This is a genomic window from Gordonia sp. N1V (assembly GCF_029269935.1).
Classification (GTDB): domain Bacteria; phylum Actinomycetota; class Actinomycetes; order Mycobacteriales; family Mycobacteriaceae; genus Gordonia; species Gordonia polyisoprenivorans.
The window spans coordinates 45,714-72,078 of record NZ_JARJDD010000016.1 but is presented as its reverse complement, the minus strand read 5'-3'; the positions used below and the strand labels follow the sequence as shown (position 1 = coordinate 72,078).

General features: G+C 66.3%; 24 protein-coding genes. 12 read left to right on the top strand and 12 right to left on the bottom strand.

What is annotated here, in order from left to right; all coding sequences use genetic code 11:
• Positions 1–98: 98 nt before the first annotated feature.
• Positions 99–536: a MarR family winged helix-turn-helix transcriptional regulator gene (locus P3L18_RS19580; protein WP_079931072.1), complete on the bottom strand. Its 438-nt coding sequence runs from the start codon at positions 534–536 to the stop codon at positions 99–101.
• A 161-nt stretch (positions 537–697) separates the two neighbouring features.
• Here P3L18_RS19580 and P3L18_RS19575 point away from each other — a divergent pair, with 161 nt between their 5' ends.
• Positions 698–1,360, top strand: a complete 663-nt coding sequence (locus tag P3L18_RS19575) for a TetR/AcrR family transcriptional regulator (protein WP_253194096.1) — start codon at positions 698–700, stop codon at positions 1,358–1,360.
• A 14-nt stretch (positions 1,361–1,374) separates the two neighbouring features.
• Here the strand turns inward: P3L18_RS19575 and P3L18_RS19570 are convergent, their stop codons facing one another.
• Positions 1,375–2,262, bottom strand: coding sequence for an oxygenase MpaB family protein (locus tag P3L18_RS19570; RefSeq protein ID WP_079931070.1), 888 nt, complete (start codon positions 2,260–2,262; stop codon positions 1,375–1,377).
• A gap of 115 nt (positions 2,263–2,377) precedes the next feature.
• Positions 2,378–2,980 carry a TetR family transcriptional regulator gene (locus tag P3L18_RS19565; RefSeq protein ID WP_079931069.1) on the bottom strand — a complete coding sequence of 201 codons (603 nt, stop codon included), beginning with the start codon at positions 2,978–2,980 and terminating at the stop codon, positions 2,378–2,380.
• 233 nt (positions 2,981–3,213) lie between these two features.
• On the opposite strand from P3L18_RS19565, the gene P3L18_RS19560 reads away from it, so the two are divergent.
• Both P3L18_RS19560 and P3L18_RS19555 read left to right on the top strand, forming a co-directional pair.
• Positions 3,214–4,407: an acetyl-CoA C-acyltransferase gene (locus P3L18_RS19560; RefSeq protein ID WP_020169823.1), complete on the top strand. Its 1,194-nt coding sequence runs from the start codon at positions 3,214–3,216 to the stop codon at positions 4,405–4,407.
• Positions 4,408–4,411: 4 nt separating this feature from the next.
• Positions 4,412–5,563 (top strand): acyl-CoA dehydrogenase family protein, encoded by a 1,152-nt coding sequence (locus tag P3L18_RS19555; RefSeq protein WP_276114970.1) that lies wholly within the window; start codon positions 4,412–4,414, stop codon positions 5,561–5,563.
• 249 nt (positions 5,564–5,812) lie between these two features.
• Here P3L18_RS19555 and P3L18_RS19550 read toward each other — a convergent pair whose 3' ends face one another.
• Entirely contained in the window at positions 5,813–6,451 is a 639-nt protein-coding gene (locus P3L18_RS19550) for a DUF1345 domain-containing protein (RefSeq protein ID WP_014361718.1), read from the bottom strand.
• A gap of 88 nt (positions 6,452–6,539) precedes the next feature.
• On the opposite strand from P3L18_RS19550, the gene P3L18_RS19545 reads away from it, so the two are divergent.
• The 5 genes from P3L18_RS19545 to P3L18_RS19525 all read left to right on the top strand — a co-directional run bounded on the left by P3L18_RS19545 (position 6,540) and on the right by P3L18_RS19525 (position 10,887).
• Positions 6,540–7,301 (top strand): IclR family transcriptional regulator, encoded by a 762-nt coding sequence (locus P3L18_RS19545; RefSeq protein WP_079931067.1) that lies wholly within the window; start codon positions 6,540–6,542, stop codon positions 7,299–7,301.
• A gap of 73 nt (positions 7,302–7,374) precedes the next feature.
• Positions 7,375–8,370, top strand: a complete 996-nt coding sequence (locus P3L18_RS19540; RefSeq protein ID WP_035734690.1) for a PDR/VanB family oxidoreductase — start codon at positions 7,375–7,377, stop codon at positions 8,368–8,370.
• 10 nt (positions 8,371–8,380) lie between these two features.
• Positions 8,381–9,607: a cytochrome P450 gene (locus tag P3L18_RS19535; RefSeq protein ID WP_276114969.1), complete on the top strand. Its 1,227-nt coding sequence runs from the start codon at positions 8,381–8,383 to the stop codon at positions 9,605–9,607.
• Between the two features lie 61 nt (positions 9,608–9,668).
• Complete coding sequence (locus P3L18_RS19530) at positions 9,669–10,463, top strand: sulfite exporter TauE/SafE family protein (protein ID WP_276114968.1); 795 nt, start codon at positions 9,669–9,671, stop codon at positions 10,461–10,463.
• Positions 10,464–10,569: 106 nt separating this feature from the next.
• Positions 10,570–10,887, top strand: a complete 318-nt coding sequence (locus P3L18_RS19525; RefSeq protein WP_006369853.1) for a putative quinol monooxygenase — start codon at positions 10,570–10,572, stop codon at positions 10,885–10,887.
• A 145-nt stretch (positions 10,888–11,032) separates the two neighbouring features.
• On the opposite strand, the gene P3L18_RS19520 is transcribed toward P3L18_RS19525, so the two are convergent.
• Together P3L18_RS19520 and P3L18_RS19515 are read right to left on the bottom strand one after the other, a co-directional pair.
• Entirely contained in the window at positions 11,033–12,625 is a 1,593-nt protein-coding gene (locus P3L18_RS19520) for an amino acid permease (RefSeq protein WP_276114967.1), read from the bottom strand.
• 250 nt (positions 12,626–12,875) lie between these two features.
• Entirely contained in the window at positions 12,876–13,310 is a 435-nt protein-coding gene (locus P3L18_RS19515; RefSeq protein WP_020169830.1) for an Lrp/AsnC family transcriptional regulator, read from the bottom strand.
• 111 nt (positions 13,311–13,421) lie between these two features.
• On the opposite strand from P3L18_RS19515, the gene P3L18_RS19510 reads away from it, so the two are divergent.
• Together P3L18_RS19510 and P3L18_RS19505 are read left to right on the top strand one after the other, a co-directional pair.
• A complete protein-coding gene (locus tag P3L18_RS19510; protein WP_276114966.1) occupies positions 13,422–14,486 on the top strand; it encodes a Glu/Leu/Phe/Val dehydrogenase dimerization domain-containing protein in 1,065 nt (354 codons plus the stop codon).
• A gap of 341 nt (positions 14,487–14,827) precedes the next feature.
• A complete protein-coding gene (locus P3L18_RS19505; RefSeq protein ID WP_276114965.1) occupies positions 14,828–15,694 on the top strand; it encodes an alpha/beta hydrolase in 867 nt (288 codons plus the stop codon).
• 409 nt (positions 15,695–16,103) lie between these two features.
• On the opposite strand, the gene P3L18_RS19500 is transcribed toward P3L18_RS19505, so the two are convergent.
• From P3L18_RS19500 to P3L18_RS19490, 3 genes are read right to left on the bottom strand one after another with little or no spacing between them, the layout of a single operon-like run.
• Positions 16,104–17,252: a CoA transferase gene (locus P3L18_RS19500; RefSeq protein ID WP_020169833.1), complete on the bottom strand. Its 1,149-nt coding sequence runs from the start codon at positions 17,250–17,252 to the stop codon at positions 16,104–16,106.
• A gap of 47 nt (positions 17,253–17,299) precedes the next feature.
• On the bottom strand, positions 17,300–18,046 hold the full coding sequence (gene fabG, locus P3L18_RS19495) for a 3-oxoacyl-ACP reductase FabG (protein WP_276114964.1): 747 nt from the start codon (positions 18,044–18,046) through the stop codon (positions 17,300–17,302).
• A 46-nt stretch (positions 18,047–18,092) separates the two neighbouring features.
• A complete protein-coding gene (locus P3L18_RS19490; protein WP_276114963.1) occupies positions 18,093–19,310 on the bottom strand; it encodes an acyl-CoA dehydrogenase family protein in 1,218 nt (405 codons plus the stop codon).
• A gap of 134 nt (positions 19,311–19,444) precedes the next feature.
• On the opposite strand from P3L18_RS19490, the gene P3L18_RS19485 reads away from it, so the two are divergent.
• Complete coding sequence (locus P3L18_RS19485; protein WP_079931062.1) at positions 19,445–20,119, top strand: GntR family transcriptional regulator; 675 nt, start codon at positions 19,445–19,447, stop codon at positions 20,117–20,119.
• Between the two features lie 288 nt (positions 20,120–20,407).
• Positions 20,408–22,090, top strand: a complete 1,683-nt coding sequence (locus tag P3L18_RS19480; RefSeq protein ID WP_276114962.1) for an HNH endonuclease signature motif containing protein — start codon at positions 20,408–20,410, stop codon at positions 22,088–22,090.
• 229 nt (positions 22,091–22,319) lie between these two features.
• On the opposite strand, the gene P3L18_RS19475 is transcribed toward P3L18_RS19480, so the two are convergent.
• From P3L18_RS19475 to P3L18_RS19465, 3 genes are read right to left on the bottom strand one after another with little or no spacing between them, the layout of a single operon-like run.
• Complete coding sequence (locus P3L18_RS19475) at positions 22,320–23,717, bottom strand: FGGY family carbohydrate kinase (protein WP_276114961.1); 1,398 nt, start codon at positions 23,715–23,717, stop codon at positions 22,320–22,322.
• Entirely contained in the window at positions 23,714–25,195 is a 1,482-nt protein-coding gene (locus P3L18_RS19470) for a mannitol dehydrogenase family protein (protein WP_276114960.1), read from the bottom strand. Before P3L18_RS19470 ends, P3L18_RS19475 begins: the two co-directional genes overlap by 4 nt.
• A complete protein-coding gene (locus P3L18_RS19465) occupies positions 25,192–26,271 on the bottom strand; it encodes an NAD(P)-dependent alcohol dehydrogenase (protein WP_276115001.1) in 1,080 nt (359 codons plus the stop codon). Before P3L18_RS19465 ends, P3L18_RS19470 begins: the two co-directional genes overlap by 4 nt.
• Between the last annotated feature and the right edge of the window lie 94 nt (positions 26,272–26,365).

The window sequence follows — 26,365 nt, the reverse complement described above, 5'->3', positions numbered from 1 at the left end:
ATAAGCGTAATAGATGCAACATGCAACTATCGGGAGGTATTCCTGTCCGATTCGGATGTGATCGGTACCTCAGCGGTAGCCTCTACCCGCTCGACGCCTCAGGTGTCGTCGGTGTCGTCGCTCAGTCGGTGGAGCAGGTCGGTGAGTGTCCTGATGTCCTCGGGATCCCACTCGGCCAGGCGCTTACGCCACTCGACCACCGACGAGGCGACAACCTCGTCGTATCGACTGCGTCCGGCGTCGGTGAGGCGGACGACCCGCGCCCGCGCGTCATGTGGGTCGGGGGAGCGCTCGACCAACCCGAGGCGCACCACCGCGTCGACCTGTCGCGTGACCGTGGACTTGTCCAGGCCGAGCTCATGCACGAGTCGCGACATCGGCAGTGACTCGTGGCCGGCGAGGATGGTGATCACCGGATAGGCCGACGGGTCGAGTCGCGGATCGATCGCATGGGCGCGGGAGCGCGTCCGGTTGCGGCCGCGCCGCCAGGTGTCGGCGAGCTCGGCTTCCAGTGCGGTGATCGGGTCCGCGCTCATGATCGGCGACATTCCCCTCGGTCGGGAGTGCTCGGGCCCAGCGCCCGGACCAGGTCAGGGTAGTACGTGGCGGCGACGGGCGTGAGCATCGCGAACTCGATCCGGCCGTCTAGCATTGACGCCGATCACGAACACTTGTAGACCGAACACACTTGTCCACGATGGGAGCGGCGATGGGCCAGGCCACACCGGTGCACGCCCGTTCGGCCGTGGCCGTTCCCGTCGACGACTGGCGGCACTATCCGCCGCTGGCTCTGCCGAAGATCCTCGACGTCGCCCTCACGCAGATCGTCGAGCACGGCTATGACGCCACCAGTGTGCGCACCATCGCCGCCGAGGTCGGCGTGACGGTTCCGGCGCTGTACTACCACTACGAGAACAAGCAGGCGATCCTCGTCGCGCTGTTCGACCACGCGATGAGCACAGTCAGCGCCCACATCGACGCCGCGCTCGCCGAGGCCGGCGACGATCCGGTGCGCCGGCTCTCGGCGCTGGTCGAGGCGACCGCGTTGTATATGGCCAACCACCGGGACCTGGCCTTCTTGGACTCCGAGCGCCGCTCACTGACTGCCGAGAACGGCCGCTGGTATCGCGAGCATCGCGATACCATCGACGGGCAGCTGCGTGACGCCATCGAAGACGGTTGCCGCGCTGGGGTTTTCGCGACATCGGTTCCCGACTCCGCGCGACGGGCGATCTTGTCCATGTGTCAGGGCATCGCGAGCTGGTATCACCCCGACGGGCCCAAGACGCCTGCGGAGACGGCGGCGGAGTACGTGCGGATCGCACTCGCCGCAGTGGAGTTCGGCGCGGTGGACGGCTGAGATCCAGGGTTTGGTCAGCTGGCTGAGACCTCTTCGATCACTTCGGTCGTCCGGTGTACCGGGCATCCGGGGGCGAAGGTGCCGAGCTTGTCGACCTCGAAGCCGTTGGGGTAGCTGCGGATTCGTGGCATGTCCCGGACCAGGCGGGGTTTGCGCCGAGAGGGCAGCAGTGCGACGACCCGGGCGCGTGCCCGGAGTCCGGCGACGGAGAGCTTGCGCGCCAAAGCATTCGGCTTGCGATAGTGGAACGCCTGCAACAGGGGGGCGTCCATCACCGAGCGGCTGAAGATGTCGATCAGGGGCGCCGCCGGTTTCGGGTAGAAAGTCGTCATCAGGTGCATGGTCGAGTCCGCGACGCGCCGTGCCCCGGCGTCGAAGGCGAAGTGTGATGCCTCGTACTCGTCGAGCAGGCGTGTGAAGTCCTCGTACGTCTCCGGGATGTCGGTGATCCCCATGTGCTTTCCGAGTGAGCGGTAGTAGAGCACCGACGCGCGCACTTCCTCGTAGGTCATCCGGCGCCACCCGTAATCGTCGATCCACCGTTTGGGCACGACGACGAATGTGGCCAGGACGTAACGCATGTCGTCGTTGGTGATGTCGTACATCTTGTGCATCTGGTTGATGCGGCGAATGGCCGCTTTACCCTGTTGACTCGAAATCCCTTCCAGTAGAGGAACTTCCAGAAGCAGGCCGGTGTCGTCGTAGCGCTTCTGTACGCGTCCGGTGAACTCGCCGGTCTCGTCGAGCAGTCGTCCGATGCTCGGCACTGCGTAGGTGCGGAAGAGTGCGAAGCTCAGTGCCTGGTTCATGTCCCAGGGAAACTCGTAGGTGACGAGATTGCGGTAGATCTCGCCGAAGTCGGTGTCGGGGTCGAGGCCGTGGTTGCGGTCGATCCTGAGCATGGCTGCCTCCTTGCGTCGTGGCACCGACTATAAGATGACTTACACTTTTGTGCAAGGGGTCACACTTGGCAAGGGGTGTGGCTCAGCCAGGGAGATCCGAAAGGACGGGCATACGTCAGTGGTCGGGGGGCGGGGTCCTGGCCCCGTCGCCGAGTTCGCCGAGCGGGCCGATCGCGCTCTGGAGGAACATCCGGAACCCGAGGTCGAGGGCCTCGTAGGAGCGCAGCGTCCCGCTTTCGTATCCGACGAGCAGATACATCGAGATGGTGGCGTACTCCTCGGCGGCGAACTCGTCGCCGAGGGCCTCACGGTAGGTCTCGGCGATGAAGTCGCGGCGTTCGAGGTCGACTTCCTCCTGATGCTTGCGGACCTCCGGATCCTGGGCGGCCCAGACGCGGATGGCCCGCTCGGAATCGTGGGGCAGGGTCAGGCCGACGTCCATCAGTGCCGCGAGGCGTTCGACCGGGTCGGTGACCTTGCGCGCTTCGGCGATCGGCCGCTGGCTCTTCTCCTCGCGCCAGTAGGCGATCAGCGCCGAGGTGAACTCGGCCCAGTTGTCGAAAGCGTGATAGAAGCTGCCGGTGGTGGCGTCGGCGCGGCCGCAGACCCCCGCGAGTTTGAGCGCACCGAATCCGTCCTCGGCGAGGACGGTGAGACCTGCCTCGAGGAACCGCACGCGCGCGTATCGCGACGGCGTCGATCTCCTCTCGCGGGCCATAGGGTCCGATCCTAGTAGCGCCGACCATGAACGCCGTCCGAACGTGCGGACGCGGGTGGCAGACCGTCGGCGTCGGCCAACTCGCGGGGCGTCCGGACCTGCGACCTTGTTGATCTGCATCACACCGCCGTGTTACAAACTTAGCGAACGATCAGTCGGTGGTTCGGGTTCTTGCGTGGGCGCACACGCCTCGCCGCGACCCGGGCGCCGTGAATCCTCCGGAGGTTCTCCCCATGCCCGAAGCTGTCATCGTCGACGTCGTCCGCCTTGCCTCCGGCAAGGGCAAGCCCGGCGGCGCGCTCTCGCAGACCAAACCCGTCGAACTGCTCGCGCACGTGCTGCGCGCCCTTGTCGAGCGCAACGACCTCGACCCGGCGCTCGTCGACGACGTCATCGGTGGCTGCGTCGGCCAGGCCGGGGAACAGGCGCTCAACATCTCGCGCACCGCGCTGTTGTCGGCCGGATTCCCCGAGTCGGTGCCGGCGACCACTGTCGATCGGCAGTGCGGGTCGAGTCAGCAGGCCGCACACTTCGCCGCACAGGGCGTCATCGCGGGCGCGTACGACATCGTGATCGCCGCGGGTGTCGAGTCCATGAGCCGGGTACCGATGGGCTTCACGACCGTCGGGCAGAGCCCGTACGGGCCGAGCATCGCCGCTCGTTACCCCGAAGGGCTTGTCGGCCAGGGCATCTCGGCGGAGCTGGTCGCGGCGAAGTGGAAGTTCGACAGGGATGCGGTGGATGCCTTCGCCGCCGAGTCGCATCGTCGTGCCGCTCAGGCTGCCGCAGATGGCTTCTTCGCCAAGGAGATCCTGCCGATCGAGGTCGCCGACACCGACGGCAACCGGGTCACCCACGCCGTCGACGAGACGGTGCGCGCGCAGACCACCCAGGAAGGTCTGTCCGGACTGAAGTCGTCGTTCTACAGCCCCGAATACGCCGAGCGCTTCCCCGAAATCAACTGGCACATCACCCCCGGCAACTCCTCGCCGCTGACCGACGGTGCCTCCGGGGCGCTGATCATGAGCGACACCATGGCCGCCAAGCTCGGCCTGACTCCGCGTGCCCGATTCCACGCGTTCTCACTGGCCGGCGACGATCCGATCTTCATGCTGACCGCGCCGATCCCGGCAACCCACAAGGTGCTCAAGCGCTCGGGGTTGTCGATCGGCGACATCGACGCCTACGAGGTCAACGAGGCTTTCGCGCCGGTGCCGATGGCGTGGGCGCACGAGTTCGGTGCCGACCCCGCCAAGCTCAACCCGCGCGGCGGGGCAATCGCCCTCGGCCATGCACTCGGGTCCTCGGGAACCCGACTGCTCTCGACGCTCGTCAATCACCTCGAGGCCACCGGCGGACGCTATGGTCTGCAGACCATGTGTGAAGGCGCCGGAATGGCCAACGCCACCATCATCGAACGGATCTGAATCCATGAAACGTACCGTCTTCGAGGCTGAACACGAGCAGCTGCGCGCATCCGCCCGCGAATTCCTCGCCCGCGAATGCGCACCCAACGTCGAGAAGTGGGAGGCCGCAGGCCAGGTCGATCGCGAGGCCTACAAGAAGGCCGGCGACGCCGGACTTCTCGGCTTCAACATCCCCGAGGAGTACGGCGGCGGCGGGGTCACCGACGACTTTCGCTTCAACGCCGTCATCGTCGAGGAATTCGCCCGCTTCGGCAGCGCCGCACCCGGTCTGAGTTTGCAGAACGACGTTCTCGTCCCCTACTTCCTGCACCTGGCCAACGAGGAACAGTGCGCTCGGTGGATGCCCGGGATGGCCACGGGCGAAACGATTCTCGCGGTCGCGATGACCGAGCCCGGCGCCGGTAGCGACCTCGCCGGGATCAAGACCTCGGCCCGCCTCGACGGCGACCACTACATCCTCAACGGCTCCAAGACCTTCATCTCGGCCGGCATCAACTCCGATCTGGTGGTGGTCGTGTGCCGCACCAACCCCGACCCGGGCGCCGGGCACAAGGCATTCTCGCTGCTCGTCGTCGAACGCGACATGGAGGGCTTCGAGCGGGGTCGCAAGCTCGACAAGATGGGCCTCAAGGCGGCCGACACCGCCGAACTGCACTTCACCGACGTCCGGGTGCCCCGGGAAAACCTCCTCGGCGAGGAGAACAAGGGCTTCTACCACCTCATGCAGAACCTGCCGTCGGAGCGGCTGTCGATCGGTATCGGAGCCATCGCCGGCGCTCGCGCCGTCTTCGAGGAGACCCTGCAATACGCCAAGGACCGCAAGGCTTTCGGGCAACCCATCGGTGCGTTCCAGGCGAATCGGTTCTACCTCGCCGAGATGTCGACCGAACTCGACATCGCCGAGCAGTACATCGACCGCTGCCTGCGCGCCGTCCTCGACGGTGACCTGACCGCCGTCGACGCCGCCAAGAACAAGTGGTGGTGCACCGAACTGGCCAAGAAGGTCATCGACCGCTGCGTGCAGCTGCACGGCGGGTACGGATACATGAACGAGTACAAGGTGTCTCGCGCCTACACCGACTCGCGCATCCAGACGATCTTCGGTGGCACCACCGAGATCATGAAGGACCTCATCGGGCGGGATATGGGCCTGTAGGGGCCTCGCCGTCGACGGTGCTTTCCGCCCGATGGTCGAGGTGCCCGGCGCCCCAGGCGCCGGGCCTCGAGACCTCGTGCGGCGGTGCTGGTTTCGGACCAGCGTCGGCTGTCGGTGGTCTCGAGGTTCCTCGCCCCAGGGGGCTCGTCACACCTCGACCATCGGGTGAGAAGCGGCCTCGACCAACGTCGACCATCGGGCGAAGCACCTCGACCATCGGGCGAAAATTCGTCCGGCTCGACCTTTGACCTAGCCCACCACGATCCCCGCGACGAGGTTGATGGTCGTCGCCAGGATGACTGCTCCGAAGACGTAGGACAGCAGGCAGTGTCGTAGGGCCACTGACCGGATCTCGCGGTCGGAGACCGAGGTATCCGACACCTGATAGGTCATACCGAGGTTGTAGCTGAAGTAGAAGAAGTCGCGAAAGGCCGGCGGGTCGTCGGAGTTGAAGTCGATCCCGCCGGCTTTTCCCTTGGCGTAGTAGAGAAATGCGTACCGGGTCGCGTACATCAGGTGCAGACTCGCCCAGGACAGGAACACCCCCAGTAGGGCGATCGCCGCGGGTATCCAGTGGGCGTGCGAGCCGCCGTCGATGAGTAGTCCGATGATCCCGCCCAGCGCCGAGAGTGCCGCGACCACCACGATCACCTCGTCGACGATGGGACGGAAATCCTCCCGTCCCACGTGCGCTCGGGTGTCGGCGGCGTCCATGGGCCACAACGCCACCCAGCCGAGAAGGACGAAAACCCCGGCGGTCGTCGCGATTCCGGCGAGGACGCCATGCCCGGCATCCCGGGCGAGCAGGCCGACCCCGACCCCGAGGGCGGCGCCGCACAGCACCGATACGAGGACCCGGGGCGCAGCTGTGTTCGGAACGATGCGCATCACCCCACCATCAGTAGCACCACTGCGTCTACGCTGTGTGCCCAAGCGCCGGACATCGCGCGTCCGCCACGCCGCGACAGGAGAAGTGATGGCCCGGTCGACATCGGGGGAGTCGGTACTCGAGCGCGCCGTCCGCATCCTCGAGGTCTTCGACGCCGACCACATCACCGTCACCGTCACCGAGATCGCCGAACGCGCCGGGCTTCCGTTGTCGACGGCATCGCGCCTCGTCGACGACCTCGTCGGTCTCGGCTTGCTCCGGCGCGACGAGGATCGTCGGGTCCGGATCGGGGTACGGCTGTGGGAGTTGGCGTCTCGGGCATCCCCGACGCTCGGGCTCCGGGAGGCGGCGATGCCGTTCCTGGAGGACGTACACGCCATCGTCGGACACCACGTGCAACTCGGTGTGCTCGACGGCGCCGAGGTCTTGTTCGTCGAGCGCCTGTCGAGTCCCGGCGCGGTCATCAACGTGACACGCGTGGCCGGGCGGCTCTCGCTGCACGCGTCCTCGGCGGGCCTGGTGCTCCTTGCCCACGCGCCCGCCGGATTCCAGGAACGCGTGCTGAGCCGGACGCTACCGCGGTACACGGCGCAGACCATCGTCGATCCACGTCACCTGCGGGCGTTCCTGGCCGAGGTTCGACGCTCCGGCGTCGCGGTGTGCCCCGGTTTCATCCACGAGGATGCGACGGGGATCGCGGTGCCGATCCGCGATTCCAAAGACCTCGTGGTCGCGGCCATCTCGGTGGTGGTTCCCCGCGACGACCGGCCGACCAGCCACGTCGCGGTACTCCAGGCGGCGGCTCGAGGGATCGGTCGCGAACTGCGTCGCCCGATCGATCGGCGCTGACAGTGGTGGTAGCACTCCCATTCAATGGGAATCGTCTTGTGGGCGGTGTCGGCGATATCCAACCCTTGTGACCATGACCACATCACCGCACGCGTCGTCCACGCCGGTCCGTCTGGTGGCCGCAGCCGCCGCCGACGGCCTGGTGATGACCGTCGTCGCCGGCACGCCCGTCGCCGACGGCGTCGTCGAACTGACCCTGGCCGAATCGCACGGACACCGGCTGCCCGACTGGTCACCCGGTTCACACATCGACGTCGTCCTACCCGGCGACATCATCCGGCAGTACTCGCTGTGCGGAGATCGTTGGGACCCATTCCACTACCGGATCGCGGTTCTGCGAGAACCCTTGTCACGTGGCGGTTCTCGATACATTCATGACCAGCTGGCGGTAGGAGACGCGCTGCCGATCGGCGGGCCGCGCAACAACTTCGCGCTGGTGCCCGCCGAGCGGTATCTGTTCGTCGCGGGTGGGATCGGCATCACCCCGATCCTGCCGATGTGCCGACAGGCAGATCTGCTGGGCATCGACTGGACGCTGATCTATGTCGGACGGTCGCGACACACCATGGCTTACCTGGACGAACTCGCCGACGATCCGCGGGTGCGGGTCCATGCCACCGACGAGGGGCCACGTCCCGACCTCGCCGCCGAACTGGACGCCGTCGGCGCCGGAACCGCGGTCTACTGCTGCGGGCCCGCCGAACTCACCTCGGCCGTCGTCGATGCCGGTGCGACCCTGCCGGTTGGCACGGTACGCGTCGAACACTTTGTCCCCAAAGAACTCTCGGCGCCCGTGCGGAGTAGGTCGTTCGAGGTGGAGTTGCGTCGGTCCGGGCAAACCGTCACCGTGCCCCCGGACCGGTCGGTCCTCGAGGCCGTCTCCGACGCCGGGGTTGCGGTCCTGTCGTCGTGTCGCCAGGGCACGTGCGGCACCTGCGACACCGGCGTGCTCGACGGCCGTCCCGATCACCGCGATTCATTGTTGACCGATTCCGAACGAGAACAGAACGACTGCATGTTCATCTGCGTATCCCGTTCCTGCACCGACACACTCGTCCTCGACCTCTGAAGAGAAGACCATGACCACCGCCACCGACACCACCCGGACACACGCCCCACTCAGCGACGCCGACCCCTTCGGCCACGACATCCTCGAGTCGCCCGACGCCTTCCACGCCATGCTGCGCGACTCCGGTCCTGTGGTGTATCTGAACCGTTACGACCTGTATGCCATGGGGCGCTACGCCGAAGTGCATGCGGCGCTGACCGATTGGCAGGACTTCGAATCCGGCGCCGGCGTCGGACTGAGCAACTTCCGGCTCGAGAAGCCCTGGCGACCACCGAGCCTGTTGCTCGAAACCGATCCGCCGCACCACGATGCGCCCCGCGCCGTCCTCTCGGAGATCCTGAGTGTGCGGGCCCTGCGACGTTTACGCGATCTCTGGTGCGCCGATGCCGACGAGTTGGTGGCCGCACTCCCGGCGAACACGCCGATCGACGCAGTCCCGGAGATCGCCGAGGCGTTCCCGCTGCGCGTGTTCCCCGACGCGGTCGGGATCGGGGCGGACGGCCGGGAGAACCTGTTGCCCTACGGCGATCACTTGTTCAACTCCTTCGGCCCGCACAACGACCTCGTCGTCGCCGGTGAGCCCCGGATTGCCGCGGTGTCCGGCTGGGTCAACGAGCAATGCGGGCGAGACCGGTTGACGCCGGTCGGCCGCGATGGCCACGGCACCTTTGGTGCGCAGATCTGGGCTGCGGCCGATCGCGGTGACATCACCACCGATCAGGCGCCGACGATCGTGCGGTCGCTCCTCTCGGCCGGCGTCGACACCACCGTGCACGGGTTGGCCGCGGTCTTGCACGCCTTCGCGACCAACCCGGACCAGTGGGACCTGTTGCGCGCCAATCCTTCTCTCGCCCGTATCGCATTCGACGAGGCCGTGCGTGTCGAGGCCCCGGTGCAGACCTTCTTCCGTACCGCCACCCGCGACATCCTGGTCGGCGACGTTCTGATCCCCGAGGGCAAGAAGATCCTGATGTTCCTCGGATCGGCCAATCGCGATCCGCGCCACTGGGACAACCCCGACGCCTTCGACATCACCCGCAACCCGTCCGGTCACGTCGGATTCGGGATGGGCATTCACCAGTGCGTCGGGCAGCACGTCGCGCGCCTGGAAGCCGAGGCCGTCCTGACCGCCCTTGCGCGCCGTTTCCGACGCATCGAACTCACCGCCACGCCGCGTCGACACCACAACAACACGCTGCGCGCGTGGGGATCGTTGCCGATCACCTTCGTGGAATAGCGGACTCGCCGACCCCACCCACCTGACCATCCCGCCCGGACCACCGGGCACCCTGGAGGCCATGTCCACCTGGGAGCTCATTGCCGTCCTCGTCGCGGGAGTGGGAGCGGGCGCCATCAACGCGCTGGTCGGCAGCGGCACGCTGATCACCTTCCCCACCCTTGTGTCGTTCGGGGTGCCGCCGGTGACGGCCACGATCTCCAACGCGATCGGTCTGGTCGCCGGCGGTGTGTCGGGAACCTGGGGCTATCGCCGCGAACTGCAGGGACAGTGGCCACGGCTGCGCTGGCAGATGCCCGGCTCCTTCCTCGGCGCACTGCTGGGGTGCTTCCTGCTCCTGCATCTGCCGGAGACGGTGTTCGAGAAGGTCGTGCCGGTCCTGTTGGTCGGGGCGCTGATCCTGGTCGTCGCCGGACCACGCATCCAGCGATGGTCGCTGAGCCGATCCGGGATCCTCGGCCATACCGGAGCCGTGACCGAGGCGTTTCCGCTGAGCCCCACCAGGATCGCCGCGATGACCACGGCAACCTTCCTTGTCGGCATCTACGGCGGGTACTTCACTGCCGCGCAGGGCATCTTGCTGATCGGGGCGCTCGGCGTGATCGCCCCCGACGACCTCCAGCGCCTCAACGCCGCCAAGAACCTGCTCTCGCTGATCGTGAATGTGGTTGCGGCGGTGACCTACACGATCGTGGCCTTCGATCGCATCGACTGGACCGCGGCCGGGTTGATCGCCGTCGGGTCGCTGGTCGGTGGGGTCCTCGGCGCCCGATACGGGCGCCGGCTCCCGCCGACGGCGTTGCGGATCCTCATCGTCGTGGTCGGGCTGATCGGGCTGTGGCGACTGTTGGCCTGAGCCCGTTCTGCAGCAGTCTGTTCCGCAGCAGTCTGTTCCCCTGCGCCGCGATCCGGCGTAGCGTCATCCGAGATTGTGTTCGACGAGACGAAGGTGAGTGACGACGATGTCCGCAGTGATCGTGGTGGCAACGATTTCCCCGCAACCCGGTAAGGAAGAGGAGGTCCGTGCGGCCATCCTGACCGCCATCGACAAGGTGCACCAGGAGCCGGGCTGCGAGCTGTACGCACTGCACCAGTCGGCCACCGGCAACGAGTTCGTGATGATCGAGAAGTGGGAATCCGCCGATGCCCTCAAGGTCCACGGCGGCGCCCCCGCGCTGACCGAACTCGGAGCCGCGATCGGCGGATTGCTGGCCGGCCCGCTCGACGTCAAAACCTTCACCGCAGTGCCCGCGGGTGATGCGGACAAGGGCGCTCTCTGATCAGGTTCCGCTGACCGCCCCGACGGCGCCCGGCTTTTCGCCGACAGCGCTCTGTAGACCGCCGACAGCGCCCGTCAGAGCGCTCTCGACGCCCAGCTGGGCGCTGTCGGCGTTGTGACGGGCGCTGTCGGCGGGTTTCGGACGCTCAGTCGCGGGCTGGGACCCGGTCCTCGGCCGCTTCATCGATCACTGCCTCGGTCTGCACGATCTCGGTTAGCACGATGGCGAATTCCGACGAGCCGGCCTCAGCGTCACGCGCCGCGCGTGCGCGCAACCCCAGCACCGAGTGTCGACGACCGTAGAGGGCGTAGACGACGATCCCGACGAGCATCCACACCACGAAACGAATCCAGGTCTCGACGGACAGATTGATCATCAGCCAGCCGCAGGCCACGATCGCGACGATCGGCACGAACGGGCTGCCGGGCACCCGGAATCCGCGTTTGAGATCGGGGCGGGTCTTGCGCAGGACGAGGACGCCGGCGCACACCAGGACGAAGGCGAACAGGGTGCCGATGTTGACCATCTGCTCCAGGGTCTCGATGGGGAACACCGCGGCGATCACGGCGACGACGACACCCACGATCATGGTGATACGCACGGGGTTCCCGGATTTGTTGGTGGTGCCCCACGAACGCGGGATCAAGCCGTCGCGCGACATCGCGAACAGGACTCGGGTCTGCCCGAGCATCATCACCATGACAACGGTCGTCAGACCGGCGAGCGCACCGACGTTGATGGCGGTCTCGGCCCACGTCACCCCATGTGCCTCGAAAGCCGTTGCCAGGGTCGCACTTCCGTCGCCGACCAGCGGGCTGCCGGTGCGCAGTTGCTGATAGTTCACCATGCCGGTCAGCACGATGGTGACCGCTACATACAGCACGGTGACGATCGCCAGAGAGCCGAGAATGCCACGGGGAATGGACTTCTGCGGGTTCTTGGTCTCCTCGGCGGTGGTCGCCACGACGTCGAATCCGATGAACGCGAAGAACAGCAGGCTCGCCGCCGCCAGCAGGCCGTACCACCCGTAGTTGCTGCCGTCGGATCCGCTCAGCATGGCGAACAACGTCTGGTGCAGACCTGACGCCCCGCTCGTGTTTGGTTCGGCGGCAGGCACATACGGACGGTAGTTGTCGGTGTTGATGAAGAAGGCGCCGACGATGATCACCAGCAGCACGACAGCCACCTTGATGGCGGTGATGATGGTGGACACGCGCGAGGACAGTTTCACGCCGAAGGCGAGGGTCAAGGTGATCGCCGCGATGATCAGCACCGCGCCCCAGTCGGCCTTGAACCCGCCGATCGCGATGGTGGTCGACGTGCCGATGAAGTCGGCGAGGTAGAGCGACCACCCCTTGGCCACCACCGAACTGGCCAAGGCGAATTCGAGGATCAGGTCCCAGCCGATGATCCACGCGATGAACTCGCCGAAGGTGGCGTAGGAGAACGTGTAGGCGCTGCCGGCGACGGGCACCGTGGACGCGAACTCCGCATAGCACAGGGCGGCCAGCCCGCAGGCGACCGCGGCGAGGATGAAGGCCAACGAGACCGATGGTCCAGCCAGGTCGCCCGCGGTGCGGGCGGTGAGCGTGAAGATGCCTGCGCCGATGACCACGGCGACGCCGAAGGCGGTCAGGTCACGTGTCGTGAGATCCTTGCGCAACTTGCTGCGCGGTTCATCGGTCTCGGCGATCGATTGCTCGACGGATTTTGTCCGCCATATCCCGGTTCCGGGCATGGGTGTCTCCTCACAGCGGGTTCGCTAGGCGCAGAGCGCATCTGGCTACCGACCCCCAGGGGTGGGCTGTCGGGGCGGGGCGCGCGGGGTCACCGCGTGCACTGTCGCCCGGTCTCGTCGGACAGTCGGAAGCCGGTAGTGCCGTTCATGCAAGCAGTGTGACGTGGGACACGTCGAGAAGAATCGTCGAATCCGCTCGTGAACGCAAAAGATTCAACGAATCCGGGTGATCAGTTCATGTTCTTTGCGCTCACCGATGCCACGAGCCGAGCACGATCATGGTCTTCGTGCCGGTGGCCTTGCCGCCGCGGCGCAGGTGATTGATCACCTGCTGGAGGTGGCTGTGGTCGCGTGCGCGCACCTTGACGAGCATGTCGGGATCGCCCGCGATCGTGTAGACGGCCTCGACCTCCGGGATGCGCGTCATCTCGGCCATCATCTCGTCGGGCTGCGACGTCCCGACGTAGCGGACCTCGGTGAACGCCTCGACGGGTCGGCCCAGCGCCGCGTGGTCGATGGTGGCGGTGAATCCGGTGATGACATTCTGGGCCCGTAGCCGGTCGACGCGACGTTTGGTCGCGGCCACCGACAGATTCACCCGTGACGACAGATCGGAGAAGGTGGCGCGGCCGTCGTCGGACAGCAGTGCCAGCAGCTGAAGATCCACATCGTCGAGCTCGACCATGCGCAACAATTTATCGCAGCAGCGGCATAGCTGACAAAGATTTGCGTTGTGAGCGGTAGTTCGCGCCAAGTCCTTGTGGGCCCGTTGTCTGGCTCACTACCGTCCTGCGCCATGACCACAGCATCTTCGGCAGACATCCTCGACGACTTCTCCAACCGCGACTTCGAGCAGATCGTGCTCTGCCGCGATCCCGAAGCCGGCCTCGAATCGGTTATCGCCGTGCATGATACGACCCTCGGCCCATCGCTCGGCGGTGTGCGTATGCGCGCCTACCCCACACAAGCCGACGCGATCGCCGACGCGATGAACCTCGCGCAGGCGATGACCTACAAGGCGGCACTGGCCGGATTGCCGCTCGGTGGCGGCAAGAGTGTGATCAACGTCGATCCCCGCGTGGCCAACCGTGACAAAATCCTGGTAGCCCACGCGAAATACATTGCCGCCCTGGGTGGCCGCTACATCCCCGGCGTGGACATGGGCACCTCGGTGCGTGATCTCGAACTGATCGGACGCCACGTCGAGGTGGTGTCCAGTCAGCGCGGCGACCCGTCGTATTTCACCGCTCGCGGAGTGGTCCGCAGCATCGAGGTGGCATTGGAGGCATCCGGCCGGTCGGTCGACGGGGCGCGTGTCGCCATCCAGGGTCTGGGCAATGTCGGTCTGCACGCCGCACGCATGCTGGCCGGTGCCGGGGCCCAAGTGTTCGGCGCCGACATCGATCCGCAGCGTGTACGCGGCGCCGTTTACGAGATCGGCATCACCGCAGTCGATCTCGACGAGATCCTGCTCTCCGACGTCGACGTCGTCGCACCGTGCGCCGGTGGCGGGGTGATCGACGAGCGGGTGATCGCCGGGATGCGCGCCTCGATCCTGGTGGGAGCCGCCAACAACATGCTCGCCCATTCGGCGCTCGCACGGGACCTGCGCGACCGGGGAATCGTCCACGTCCCCGACTTCGTCGCCAACGCGGGCGGGCTGCTCGCCGTCGAGGCCGAGATCCACGATGGGGAGCAAGGACTGGAAGGCCGGGTCGACGCGATCGCCGACACCGCCCGCGACATCCTTTCTCGCGCAGCATCGACCGATACCGACAGTGTGAGCGTCGCCCTCGCGATGGCCATCGAGATCGTCGAGGGCAAGCGGAAGTACCGGCCGTACTTCGCCGCCGCGCGGTAGTCGCCACGTTCCAATGGTTGCCGTGGCCACCTCCATATCGTCGAGGTGTCTGCTTCGGTTGCCGGCGGTGACCACCCTTCCGCTGGTCGAGGTGAGACGAGCCCCCTGGGGCGAGGAACCTCGAGACCCCCTGCGCCGAGCGGTATCCGATGTGCGGTGGAGCAAGAACAACACCGGTGCAGCTGGTCTCGATGCTCGGCACACGCGCCTCGCACCTCGACCATCGGGGGGATCGGAGTTGCCCCGAGTGCGGTTTCGGTAGCCGACGTGCACGTCCAGCCGTGAGTCTGGTTATGTCGATGTCAGAGGTGCAAGCCATGTGACCTCGGAAAGGACTCGCCATGACTCCCACGCACGATGCCGAAGCAGTACAGATCTCCGTCGAGTCGGGTTCGGTGACGATCATCGGCGACCGATGGGGCTCGCCCGCAGACTCGGCACCGATCGTCATGCTCCACGGTGGTGGTCAGACCAGGCATTCATGGGATCGGAGTGCGAAAGCGCTGGCCGAGCAGGGGCGCGAGGTGTACACCTTCGATTCCCGGGGGCATGGTGACAGTTCGTGGGCGCCCGATGGCAACTATGCGCTCGACGGCTTTGTCGACGATCTTGTCGCGATACTCGCCACCCTGCCGGCCAAGCCGGTGCTGATCGGCGCGTCGCTGGGTGGGATCACCAGCCTGTGCGTCGCCGGCGAGCATCCCGACCTCGCCTCGGCACTGGTGATGGTGGATGTGGTCGTCGACGTCGAACCCGAGGGGATCGACCGGATCAAGACGTTCATGACCGACCACATCGACGGCTTTGCGTCGTTGGAGGAGGTCGCCGACGCGATCGCCGCCTACAACCCGACACGTCGACGCCCCAAGAACCTCGACGGCCTGCGCAAGAATGTCCGGCTGCGTGAGGACGGCCGCTGGTACTGGCATTGGGACCCGGCGTTCATCGCCTCCGATGACGACGAGCCACGACGGCACACCGATCCGGCTCGACTCACCGCGGCGGCACGCCAGGTTACGATCCCCACGTTGATAGTGCGCGGCGGAAAGTCGGACGTGGTCAGCGATTCCGGAATCGCATCCATGAAAGCCCTTGTCCCGCAGGCGGAGATCGCCGACGTCAGTGCGGCCGGACACATGGTCGCCGGTGACGACAATCAGGTGTTCGCCGGGGCGATCGAGGAGTTCTTGGCGCGGCACGCGCTGTGAGAAGCACTCTTCGGCGAACAGCTTGCGTCGTCCGAGGTGGTGGCAGGGTCGTCAAGATCGCGTAGAAATCGTCGCGCAGCGCGCCCACATCGCGTCAAGACCTCCCTGCATCGCTGTCGTCGCCATCCGGGCCGGAGTAGACAGACCAGATAGAACTGGTCACACGCCCGGTGGAATGGACACCGGAACCTCGGTGGCGCAACCGATGTGGAGGTGGGGTCGATAAACGCTTCGATGAGGAACGGCCGTCTGTGCCATGGCGGCGGTGCGATTACGCGCTGGTTTCGCGCACGCTGGAACCTGACCCCGCAGGAACGGCACAATCTGCGCATGTCATGCACCCCGGCGGCAGTGGTCACTGCGTCGCTCGGAGGGCACACAGCAGCATGCCGGCGGCAGTGAGACGCTGTCACCCCTCCGGCGTATCCGCCCCCAATCGCGCAGCCGGCCCGGTGAAATAGTGTTCGCCGTCGAACGACGCCGGATGTCCGGCCGCGAGGTAGGTCCCGAGGCCGGCCTGAGTGAGTTCGGCAAACAGCGGGTTGTCGGTGAGTGCTCCCGATCTGATCACCTCGTCGAAGCTGCGGTAGCGCTGCGAGAGCACCGACGACCCGTCGAGGGCGGCGGCCGCCTCGTCGGTGGAGTGTTCGGCGAACCACTTGCCGAACAACGCATTCAGCACGCTGCGATGGGTGTAGCGGTCGGCTTCACGGGAGAAGTCCGCGTCGAGAGCCTGCTCGATCGCGGTGATGACGGAGTCGGTTCCGGTGATACGAACGAGATCGCGGAAATGACGCGGTGTCAGTGCGACGAGCATGAAGCGGTCGCCGTCGGCGGTGACGACGTCAGTACCGTAGGTGCCGTACACGTCGTTGCCGGTCGCCGGGCGTGAGTGTGCGTTGACCTGGGGTTCGGTGAGATAGCCCAGGGTGCTGGCGATCGACAGTGCGGTGTCCTCCAACGGCAGGCGGATCGACGCGCCCTGGCCGGTCTGCTCGCGCCGGCGCACCGCGGAGGTTACGGCCAGCGCCGCATACAGGCCACAGACCACATCCCAGGCGGGTAGCACGTGATTGACGGGGCCGTCGTGGTCGACGGGGCCGGTAATCTGTGGGAATCCCAATCCCGCGTTGACGGTGTAGTCGACGGCGGGGGAGCCGTCTGAACCGCCGAGCAGCTCCAGGAGGATGACGTCGGGGCGGAGCCCGGCAAGGGTGTTGTGGCTCATCCACTCCCGGCCGCCGGAGTTGGTGACGAGAATGCCGCCGCCGGGACCGGATTCGGTGACGAGGCGTTGGACCATCCGCTGACCCTCGGGAGAGCGCAGGTCGGCGGTGACCGATTTCTTGCCCTTGTTGAGACCTGTCCAGTAGATGGAGGTGGTGCCGTCGTCGGTGAGCGGCCAACGATTCACGTCGGCGGCGCCGCCGATCGGATCGACCCGGATGACCTCTGCGCCCAGTTGCGAGAGGGTCAGCCCACATAGTGGGGAGGCGACGAAGCTCGATACCTCGACCACCCGAATCCCGGTCAGGGGCCGGGCGTGTTCGGTCGGCATGTCAGACCGCCTCGAGAGCAGCGCGGCGTAACCGGTTGCTGCTCATGTCACATGAACCGTCCGCCGGTGACCTCCATGACCGTGCCGGTCATGTAGGAGGACAGGTGAGTTGCGAGAAACAGTGCGACCGTGGCGACCTCGCTGACCTCACCGGCCCGCTTCATAGGGATCTCGGCCATCTTCTGATCCCACGCCTTCTGCGGCATCGCCTCGGTCATCGCCGAGCGGATGAGACCCGGCTGGATGGCGTTGACCCGTACCCCGTGGTGCGCAAGCTCTTTCGCCGCAGCCTTGGTCATACCGACGATCCCGGCCTTGGCCGCCGAATAGTTGGTCTGTCCGACCATGCCGACCTTGCCCGACAGGGAGGAGAGGTTGACGATGGCGCCGCTCTTGCGTTCGCGCATGATCGCCGCCGCCTTACGGGTGCCGTTCCAGGTGCCCTTGAGGTGGACGTTGATGACCTGGTCGAATTGCTCTTCGGTCATGTTGCGCATGGTGGCGTCCCGGGTGATGCCCGCGTTGTTGACCATCACGTCGACGGGTCCGAAATGTTGTGCAGCAGCTGCGAGTAGCGCGTCCACGTCGGCGCCGCGGGTCACATCGCACGCCACGCCGACGGCCACACCGTCCCCGCCGAGTTCGGTGGCGGCTTTCTGCGCGGCCTCGGCATTGATGTCACCGATGACGACGTGGGCGCCTTCGTCGACGAACAATTGCGCGATGGCGAAGCCGATACCCTGTGCGGCACCGGTGATCACGGCGGTCTGGTCCTTCAAGAGTGGTCCGGGCATGGGAATCCTGTCGTGTGAGTGTGCTGAGATGGTGTGGCGCGGTGGGCTACTTGCTTGCCGCACGAATGAGGTTGCCGCCGATGATGAGTCGCTGGATCTCGCTGGTGCCTTCGTAAAGCCGGAGCAGGCGGACGTCGCGGTAGATCCGCTCCACCGGAACCTCGCGCATGTAACCGGTGCCGCCGTGGACCTGCACCGCGAGATCGGCGACCTTGCTGACCATCTCGGTGCAGTAGAGCTTGGCCACCGATGGTGCGGTCCGTCGGTCCTCGCCGGTGACGTATTTGAGCGCGGCGTCACGTACGAGTGCGCGCCCGGCCATCACCCCGGTCTGCTGGTCGGCGAGCATGGCCTGCACCAATTGGAAAGAGCCGATGGGCTTTCCGCCCTGGGTGGCATTGGCCGCGTATTCGACCGACTCATCGAGGGCACGTTGTGCCTGCCCGACCGCGAGCGCAGCGATGTGCACCCGACCTCGCGCCAGGGAGGTCATCGCGGCGCGATATCCGGTCTCCTCGTCACCGCCGACGAGAGCCGAGGCGGGCACACGCACGCCGTCGAAGCTGACGTCGGAGGTCCACGCCCCTTCTTGGCCCATCTTCTTGTCCTTGACTCCGACCTCGACCCCTGGTGTGTCGGCAGGAACCAGGAATACGGCAATACCTGTGTTCTTGCCTTCTGCGGACTGTTCTGATTCAGCCCGCTCGCTTCGCTCCCGGCGCTGGGTTCTGGCGAATACGACGAACAGGTCGGCGATCGGTGCGTTGGTGATGAAACGCTTCTGCCCGTCGATCACCCACTGGTCGCCGTCGAGCGTCGCCTTGGTGCGCAGGCCGGCGGGATTCGAGCCGGCGCCGGGCTCGGTGAGCGCGAAGGAGGCGACGACGTCGCCGGAGGCGATGCGCTCGAGCCAATCCTTCTTCTGCTCGTCGGTCCCGAAGTTCACCAACACCTGCCCGGCGATGCCGTTGTTGGTGCCGAACATCGACCGCAGAGCGAGCGTCGTGTAGCCGAACTCCATCGCCAGCTCGACGTCCTGGGTGAGATCGAGGCCGAGGCCACCCCATTCTTCGGGGATCGCGTAGCCGAACAGTCCCATCTCGGCTGCCTGGGCGCGCAGGTCGTCGGGGATGGCGTTGGTCTCGGCGATCTCGTTCTCGCGCGGCACGACCTTGGTGCGGATGAAGTCGTGGACCACCGAGCGGATCTGCTCGAAGTCGTCCGCGCTGACGGCCGGGGTGTGCTGCTGTGCGGGTGAAGCCATGCGATCGAAATTATCAAATCTGTGGGGTTGTGCCAACTATCCGAACTATATCTCCTGGCTATGTCTTACATAGCGGGTGAGTGATAGTTGAGTTTGATAATCTCTGCGCGTTGATGTGAGTCGAGGAGGCAGTGGTGGCACAGCCCGTGGGTGGTCGATCGGTCGAGGCGGCATCGTCGGTGCTCAAGCAGATTGCGGCCCAGGAGATCCGCCGCATGGTCTTCGCCGGCGAGATGCGGCCGGGAACCAAGGTCGATCAGGATGCGGTCGCCGAATCTCTCGGGATGAGCAAACTGCCGGTGCGTGAGGCGCTGATCTCACTCAGCGGGGAGGGAATCATCGAGACGATTCCACGGCGCGGCGCCTTTGTGGCCGACCTGTCCCGCGAGGACATTCGCGATCACTACTGGATGCTCGGCGTGATCTCCGGGCTGGCCGCCGAACGTGCGTCGGCGACTCTCTCCGACACCGACCTCGACGAGCTGCGTGTGTTGGCGACCGAGATGGAGGAGGCGACCGAGCTCCTCGAGATCGAGCGCCTCAACTTCCGCTTTCATCGGCTGATCAACCTCGGCACCCGCTCACGGCGCCTGATCGCCGAACTCAAACTCCTCAGCGGGGCAATCCCGTCCGGCTTCTTCGACTCCCACCCGGACTCGGTCGCGTCGTCCTTGCGGGATCATCGCGAGATCGTCGATGCACTCGCCGGCCGCTCGCCGGGTATGGCACGCACGCTGACCGAAGGCCACTTCCTCCGCGGCGGTCATCGTGCGGTGGCGCTCCTGGAGGAGCGCGGGTTCTGGAGGTGAGTGAACCGTCCCCACGGTGGTAAGGGCGCTCTTCCGCCTTCCCGTCGAGCCCTTTCCGATCGGTGGTCGAGGTGCGAGGCACCCCAGGCGCCGAGCCGTTCATCGGTGGTCGAGGTGCGAGGCGCCCCAGGCGCCGAGCCTCGAGACCGAGCCGAACCGACGCTGGAACCCAACGAAGACTCACCCGAAAAAACATTCGACAACCTCTTGCCAACCCGACAATACCGGCATACACTCGAACACAACAACACGCAAACACGTGTTCGCTATCGCCGGGGGGTGACAATCATGGTCGACACCGCGTTCCCCGACGACGCACTGCCCGACGTGTCGGGGTTGTCGACCACCCAGAAACTCGCCCTCGCCCACCGTGTGGTCGATGCGCTGGCCACCGATGATTTGACCGGCCTGTCCAACGACGACCTGGTCGCGGTCGCCCAGTCCACCGAACAGTTGATCACCCGGGTCACCGTTCAGGGGGATCGGCAGATTGTGGAATTCTCCGACCGGCATTTGGCCCGGGAGTACGGGTTCGGGTCGATCACCGACGCCATGATCGGCTTGTTGCGTGTGTCGGAACCGTGGCGGCGGTGGAAGCAACTGAAAGCGACCGCCACCTTCCACACCTTTACCGGTGAGGTCGCCGCGCCGAAGTACCCGGCGTTGGCCGACGCGATGGCCTCCGGTGCGGCCGGCTCGTCGCATGCGGCGGTGGTGATCGACGTGTTGGACCGCATTCCCGCGGCAGTGCCGTTCGACGAGAAAATGTCGGCCGACGCCACGATGGCCGGGTTCGCCCGCACCCACACCCCGTCTGATTTGCGGATTTTGGGGGCACGGGTGTTGGCGCACCTCGACCCCGACGGCCACCTGACCGACGATTCGGATCGGCAACGCCGCCGCCAGATCCGCATCGGCCGGCAAGACGCGCAGAAAATGAGTGGGTTGTCGGGGCAGATGACCCCGACCCTGACCGCGCACCTCGAAGCGGTACTCGCCGCGTGGGCAGCCCCCGGAATGAACAACCCCGCCGACCCCGATTCCCCCACCGGCAGTCGCGAAGACGCCGACCCCGACGCGTTGACTGCCGCGGCAGCCCGCGATCACCGCGACCAGGTCCAACGCAACCACGACGCGTTGGAAGCAGTCCTGCGCGCCGGACTGGATGTCGGTCTCGGCCCCCAATCCCATCGAGGCCTACCGCCGCATCTGATCATCAAAGCATCGCTGTCGGAGTTGATTGCGCAGACCGGGATGGGCGTCACCGCGACCGGCACCCTCCTCCCAATCCGGGATGTGATCGCGTTAGCGGCTCACAGCCAACCCTGGTTGGCGGTGTTCGACGACCACACCAGTCTGCCCCTCTACCTCGGGCGCGCCCGGTTGGCGAGCCAAGGCCAGCGGATCGCACTGTTCGCCAAAGACGGCGGCGAGTACTGCTCGTTTCCCGGATGCACCCAACCCGCCGCGCACGTCGAAATCCATCACGCCACCACAGACCACGCGAAAGGTGGGCTCACCAACATCGGTGACCTCGCCCCCGCCTGCGGCAAACACAACCGCATGGTCGGCGACAAACCCGGACAATTCACGACCGGCATCTATCGGGACGGGCCGTGGGCAGGACGATGCTGGTGGCGCACAAACACCCCCGTCGGCGCAGCCGAACCGAACCCGAAACGCACCAACGCACTACCCGATGTCGGGGCCACCTATGCCGCGGCGTTGGCTCGCGTCCGCGCGGAGTTGCATCCACCACCCGACCCACCACCAAGTGGGGCCGCTGCCAGTGCCGATACCGATCTCGCCGAGCGCGACGACCGGGGATCGATGCTGCCCACCGGCCGACTACGGCGCACCCGAGTCCCGATCGGACACGGGTACTACGACCTCGTTGAGATCCTCACCCCCGACCCTGGCTCGCCGGTCGAGAACCGACTCGCCCAACTACTCGGTGACCACGGACTCTAGACCCCGTCACGTGCTTCCGTAAATGGCCGGAAACCAGCAGCGGTGCAACAGGTCTCGAGGCTCGTCGCTAACGCTCCTCGGCACCTCGACCACCGGAAGAAAAGGGAACTCCGCTAGCGGTCCTCGGCACCTCGACCAGCGGGAGAAAAGGGAGCGCCAGCGACGAGGCCTCGAGACCCGCCGTACCGGTGGGTGGACGCAACACGCCTCGAACAGCAAGCCTCGGGTGTTACCCGCCGACAGCCGCCGAGTACCACTTCGCTGCGGCGGCGTACTGCGCGAATACTTCTGGAGTTGGTGTAGCCGTGACTGTCTCGGACTCGACGCGCCACTCCGGGAGCTCGCCGGTCAGTGCCCACGCGGCCTGGCGGGCGGCGCCGAGTGCCACGTATTCACCGTCGGCGGGCAGCGCCACGGTGCCGTCGAACAAGGCGGGAGCGATCGCGCGTACCGCCGACGACTTGGTGCCCCCGCCGATGAACAGGAACCGCTGCACGTTGATGCCCTGATCCTCGATCCGGTTGCGGCAGTAGACGAGCGAACAGAGCAGGCCTTCGACGGCGGCACGTGCGACGTGGGCGGCGGAGAAGTTGGCGGGGGTGATCCCGGCCAGGGTTCCCGTCGCCGCAGGCAGATTGGGGGAGCGTTCACCACCGAAGTAGGGCACCATCGTCAGGCCGTCGGCGCCTGTGGGAGCCGACAGCGCGAGGTCGGCGAACCTCGTCAGATCGACGTCGAGCATCTGCGCAGTCGCCGCCAACACCGTTGCGCCATTGAGTGTGCACACCAGCGGAAGGTGCCGCCCGGTCGCATCGGCGAACCCGGCGACGATCCCGGAGGCATCGCACGGCGCGACCTCGCCGACAGCGCTGACGACGCCCGAAGTTCCCAACGACACGATCGCGTCGCCGGTACCCGCCTGCAAACCCAGTGCCGCGGCGGCGTTGTCGCCGACACCGGCGCCGAGTACGACACCGCCGGATGTCTTCCCGGCAGCCTCACCGGGTCCGACGATCCGTGGAATCCTCGGTAGTCGATCGCGAAATGCCAATTGCAGCAGATCTGTTCGATACTTCTCGTCGGCGGCGGAGAAGTAGCCGGTGCCCGAGGCATCGCTGCGGTCGGTCGTCAGAGCGCCGATGTCGGTGCCGCCGGCGAGTTTCCAGGTGAGCCAATCATGGGGTAGGCAGACAGCCGCGGTCTCTTCGGCATGGTCGGGTTCGTGGTCGGCCAGCCATCGCAGCTTGGCGGCCGTGATCGCCGCCACCGGCACCACGCCAACGGCCTCCGCCCACTTATGGGGGCCGCCGAGCTCGGTGATGAGATCGTCGGCGGCGGCGGCCGAGCGAGTGTCGTTCCACAGCAGCGCTTCACGCACCACACGCCCGGCCGCATCGAGGCACACCATCCCGTGTTGCTGACCGGCGACCGACAGCGCGGCGACGTCGTCGATACCGCCCGCAGCCCTGATGGCCTCGGTCAGCGCCAGCCACCAGTCCTCCGGGTCGACCTCGGTGCCGCCCGGATGTGGTGCGCTGCCCGAGCGCACCACGGCGCCGGTGTCGGCGTCGCAGACGACCACCTTGCACGACTGCGTCGAGGAGTCGACGCCGGCGACGAGGGTCATGACAGCAGCTCCTGGAGGGTTGCACGAGTACCGCTGTTGCGCAGGGATTCCAACGCCCACCGATACGGCTCGGTGAACGACTCGTCCTCGGCGAGGTCGCCGAACAGTGATGTGTCGGAGAGGAATGCCAGCGGTTCGGTACGTGAGCGCTGCGCCAACGGGACGAGGTGATTGGACAGCGGGTCGTCGACGGTGATCGCATCGCCGTGCTCGTCGACCCCCTCGGCGTAGCGCGTCCAGCTCGCCACCACCGCGGCCGACAGTCTCACGGAACCACGCTGCGCGAGACGGTCCCGGATCACCGGTACCAGCCATTTCGGGATGCGGTTGGAGGAGTCCTGGCACAGCCGGGCAATCGTGTCGGCGATGGCCGGATTGCCGAATCGCTCGAGCAGCGTCTCGATGTAGGCATCGACGTTGACGTCGGACAAGGGTGCAAGCGTCGGCTTGCCCTCCTCGGACATGTAGCGGCGCAACAGCTCCCGAAGATCGGGATCGACCGCGGCGTCGTGAACGTAGCGATACCCCAGAAGATGGGCGAAGTAGCACAGTGCCTGATGTCCGGCATTGAGCAGACGGAGTTTCATGAGTTCGTACGGCGTGACGTCGGCGACGACCTGCACACCTACATCCTCGAGAGCCGGCCTGCCGCACGAGAAATGGTCCTCGAGCACCCACTGGGTGAAGGGTTCGGCCACCACCGGCCAGGCGTCGGCGATCCCGGTACGCTCAGCGACCTCGCCGGCCAGTTCTGGGGGAGTGGCCGGGGTGATGCGGTCCACCATGGAATTCGGGAACCGCGTGTGCTCGTCGATCCACGCCGCCAGCTCCGGATCGCGCAGCCGGGCGTAGGCGAGGAACGTCGAATGCGCCATATGGCCGTTACCGGCGATGTTGTCACAAGACATCACGGTGAACGAGGGCACGCCCCGCTCGCGGCGTCGGGCCAGGCCGTCCACCACGAGTCCGAAGACGGTTGTCGGCGGCGCGGTTCCGGCAAGATCGGCAACGATGTCCGGATTGTCGGCGTCGAACTCGCCGGTGGCCGCCGAGAAGTTGTAGCCGCCCTCGGTCACCGTCAGGGACACGATGCGGACGGCCGGATCGGCGAGCTTCTCCAGAACGGCCTCCGGATCGTCGGGTGCATAGAGGTACTCGACGATCGAGCCGATCACCGATGTCTCCACCGCACCGTCGGGATGCTTGAGGGTCAGGGTGTACAAACCGTCCTGTGGCACAAGCGCATCCCGCATCCGCGCGTCGGTAGGCCGCACGCCGACACCGCAGATTCCCCATGACGGATCGGATGCGAGCAGCTGATCGACGTAGAAGGCCTGGTGGGCACGATGGAAGCCGCCGACTCCGAAGTGCACGATGCCCGTGGTGACCGTGGCCCGGTCGTAGCGCGGCGTCGGCACGTCACCGACAGAACCCAGCATGGTGGTGTTGAGCGGGAGGGCGTCGGCGAGAGTGCTCACGAACGGTCCTTTCGGGTCGGTTCGGGTCGGGTACCTGTGCGGTATCGCGAAACCTGCGGATGGACAACAGCTTTGATCATTCCGGGTATGCGATCGGAGTCCAGTGCCTCGGCGATCTCGTCGAGCCCGTAGTGGGCAGTGACCATCGCGTCGAGATCGACGGCGGCCGACGTCACCAACGCTCGCGCGGTCGGCCAGGTGTTGGCGTAGCGGAAGACCCCGGTCAGTACGATCTCATGGTTCTGGATCAGTGAGACCGGCAGGTCCATGGTGTCGGAGCCCATGCCGACCAGCACGGCCCGTCCGCCGGGCCGCAACGCACGCAGACCCGCGGTGACTGCGGCCGCGACACCGCTGGCATCGATGAAGGCATCCACCGGCGCCAACCCGGTGCCGGGGGCAGTTGTCTCGGTGGCACCGAAATCCAGTGCTCGCGTGCGACGTTCGGGATCGGGTTCACTGAGCACGATGCGGGTCAGCCCGGACGCCCGGGCGACCTGGGCGCACATCAGTCCGATCGGGCCCGCCCCGGCGATGAGCACGGCGTCACCGGGGCCCACGCCCGCCTTGCGCATCGAGGCGATGCCCACCGACAACGGCTCGAAGAGTGCGGCCGCCTCGTCGCTGATCTCGTCGGGAATCGGGTGGGCGAAGGCGGCGCCGATGGTGACGAACCCGGCGAGAGCGCCGTCGACCGGTGGGGTGGCGTAGAAGCGCATGTGCGGGCACAGGTTGTATGCACCGCGCATCGACTCCGCCGACGCCGGGTCGGGCCGCTGCGGTTCGATCGATACGCGCTCGCCGATCCGTGCCGCATCCACGTCTGCGCCGACGGCGACGATCGTGCCCGAGGCCTCGTGGCCGAGGATCAGGGGTTCGCGGACGACGAAGTCGCCGATACGTCCGTGCCGCACGTAGTGGGTGTCCGACCCGCAGATTCCGACCGCGCTGACCTGCACCAACACGTCGCCGACGGCCGGGGTGGGTACGGGGCGCTCCTCGACGGACAGATGGAGGTCGGGATGCAGAACGCCGGCGCGCATGGATTCGGACAGCGCATCACGTTTCTCGATCATTGTTGCGTGGCTCACATCGAGGATGTTAGCGTACTGAGCACATGAACGGCTAGTGAGCAGATGCTCACCACGCTCCACAGGACCACCGAGATCG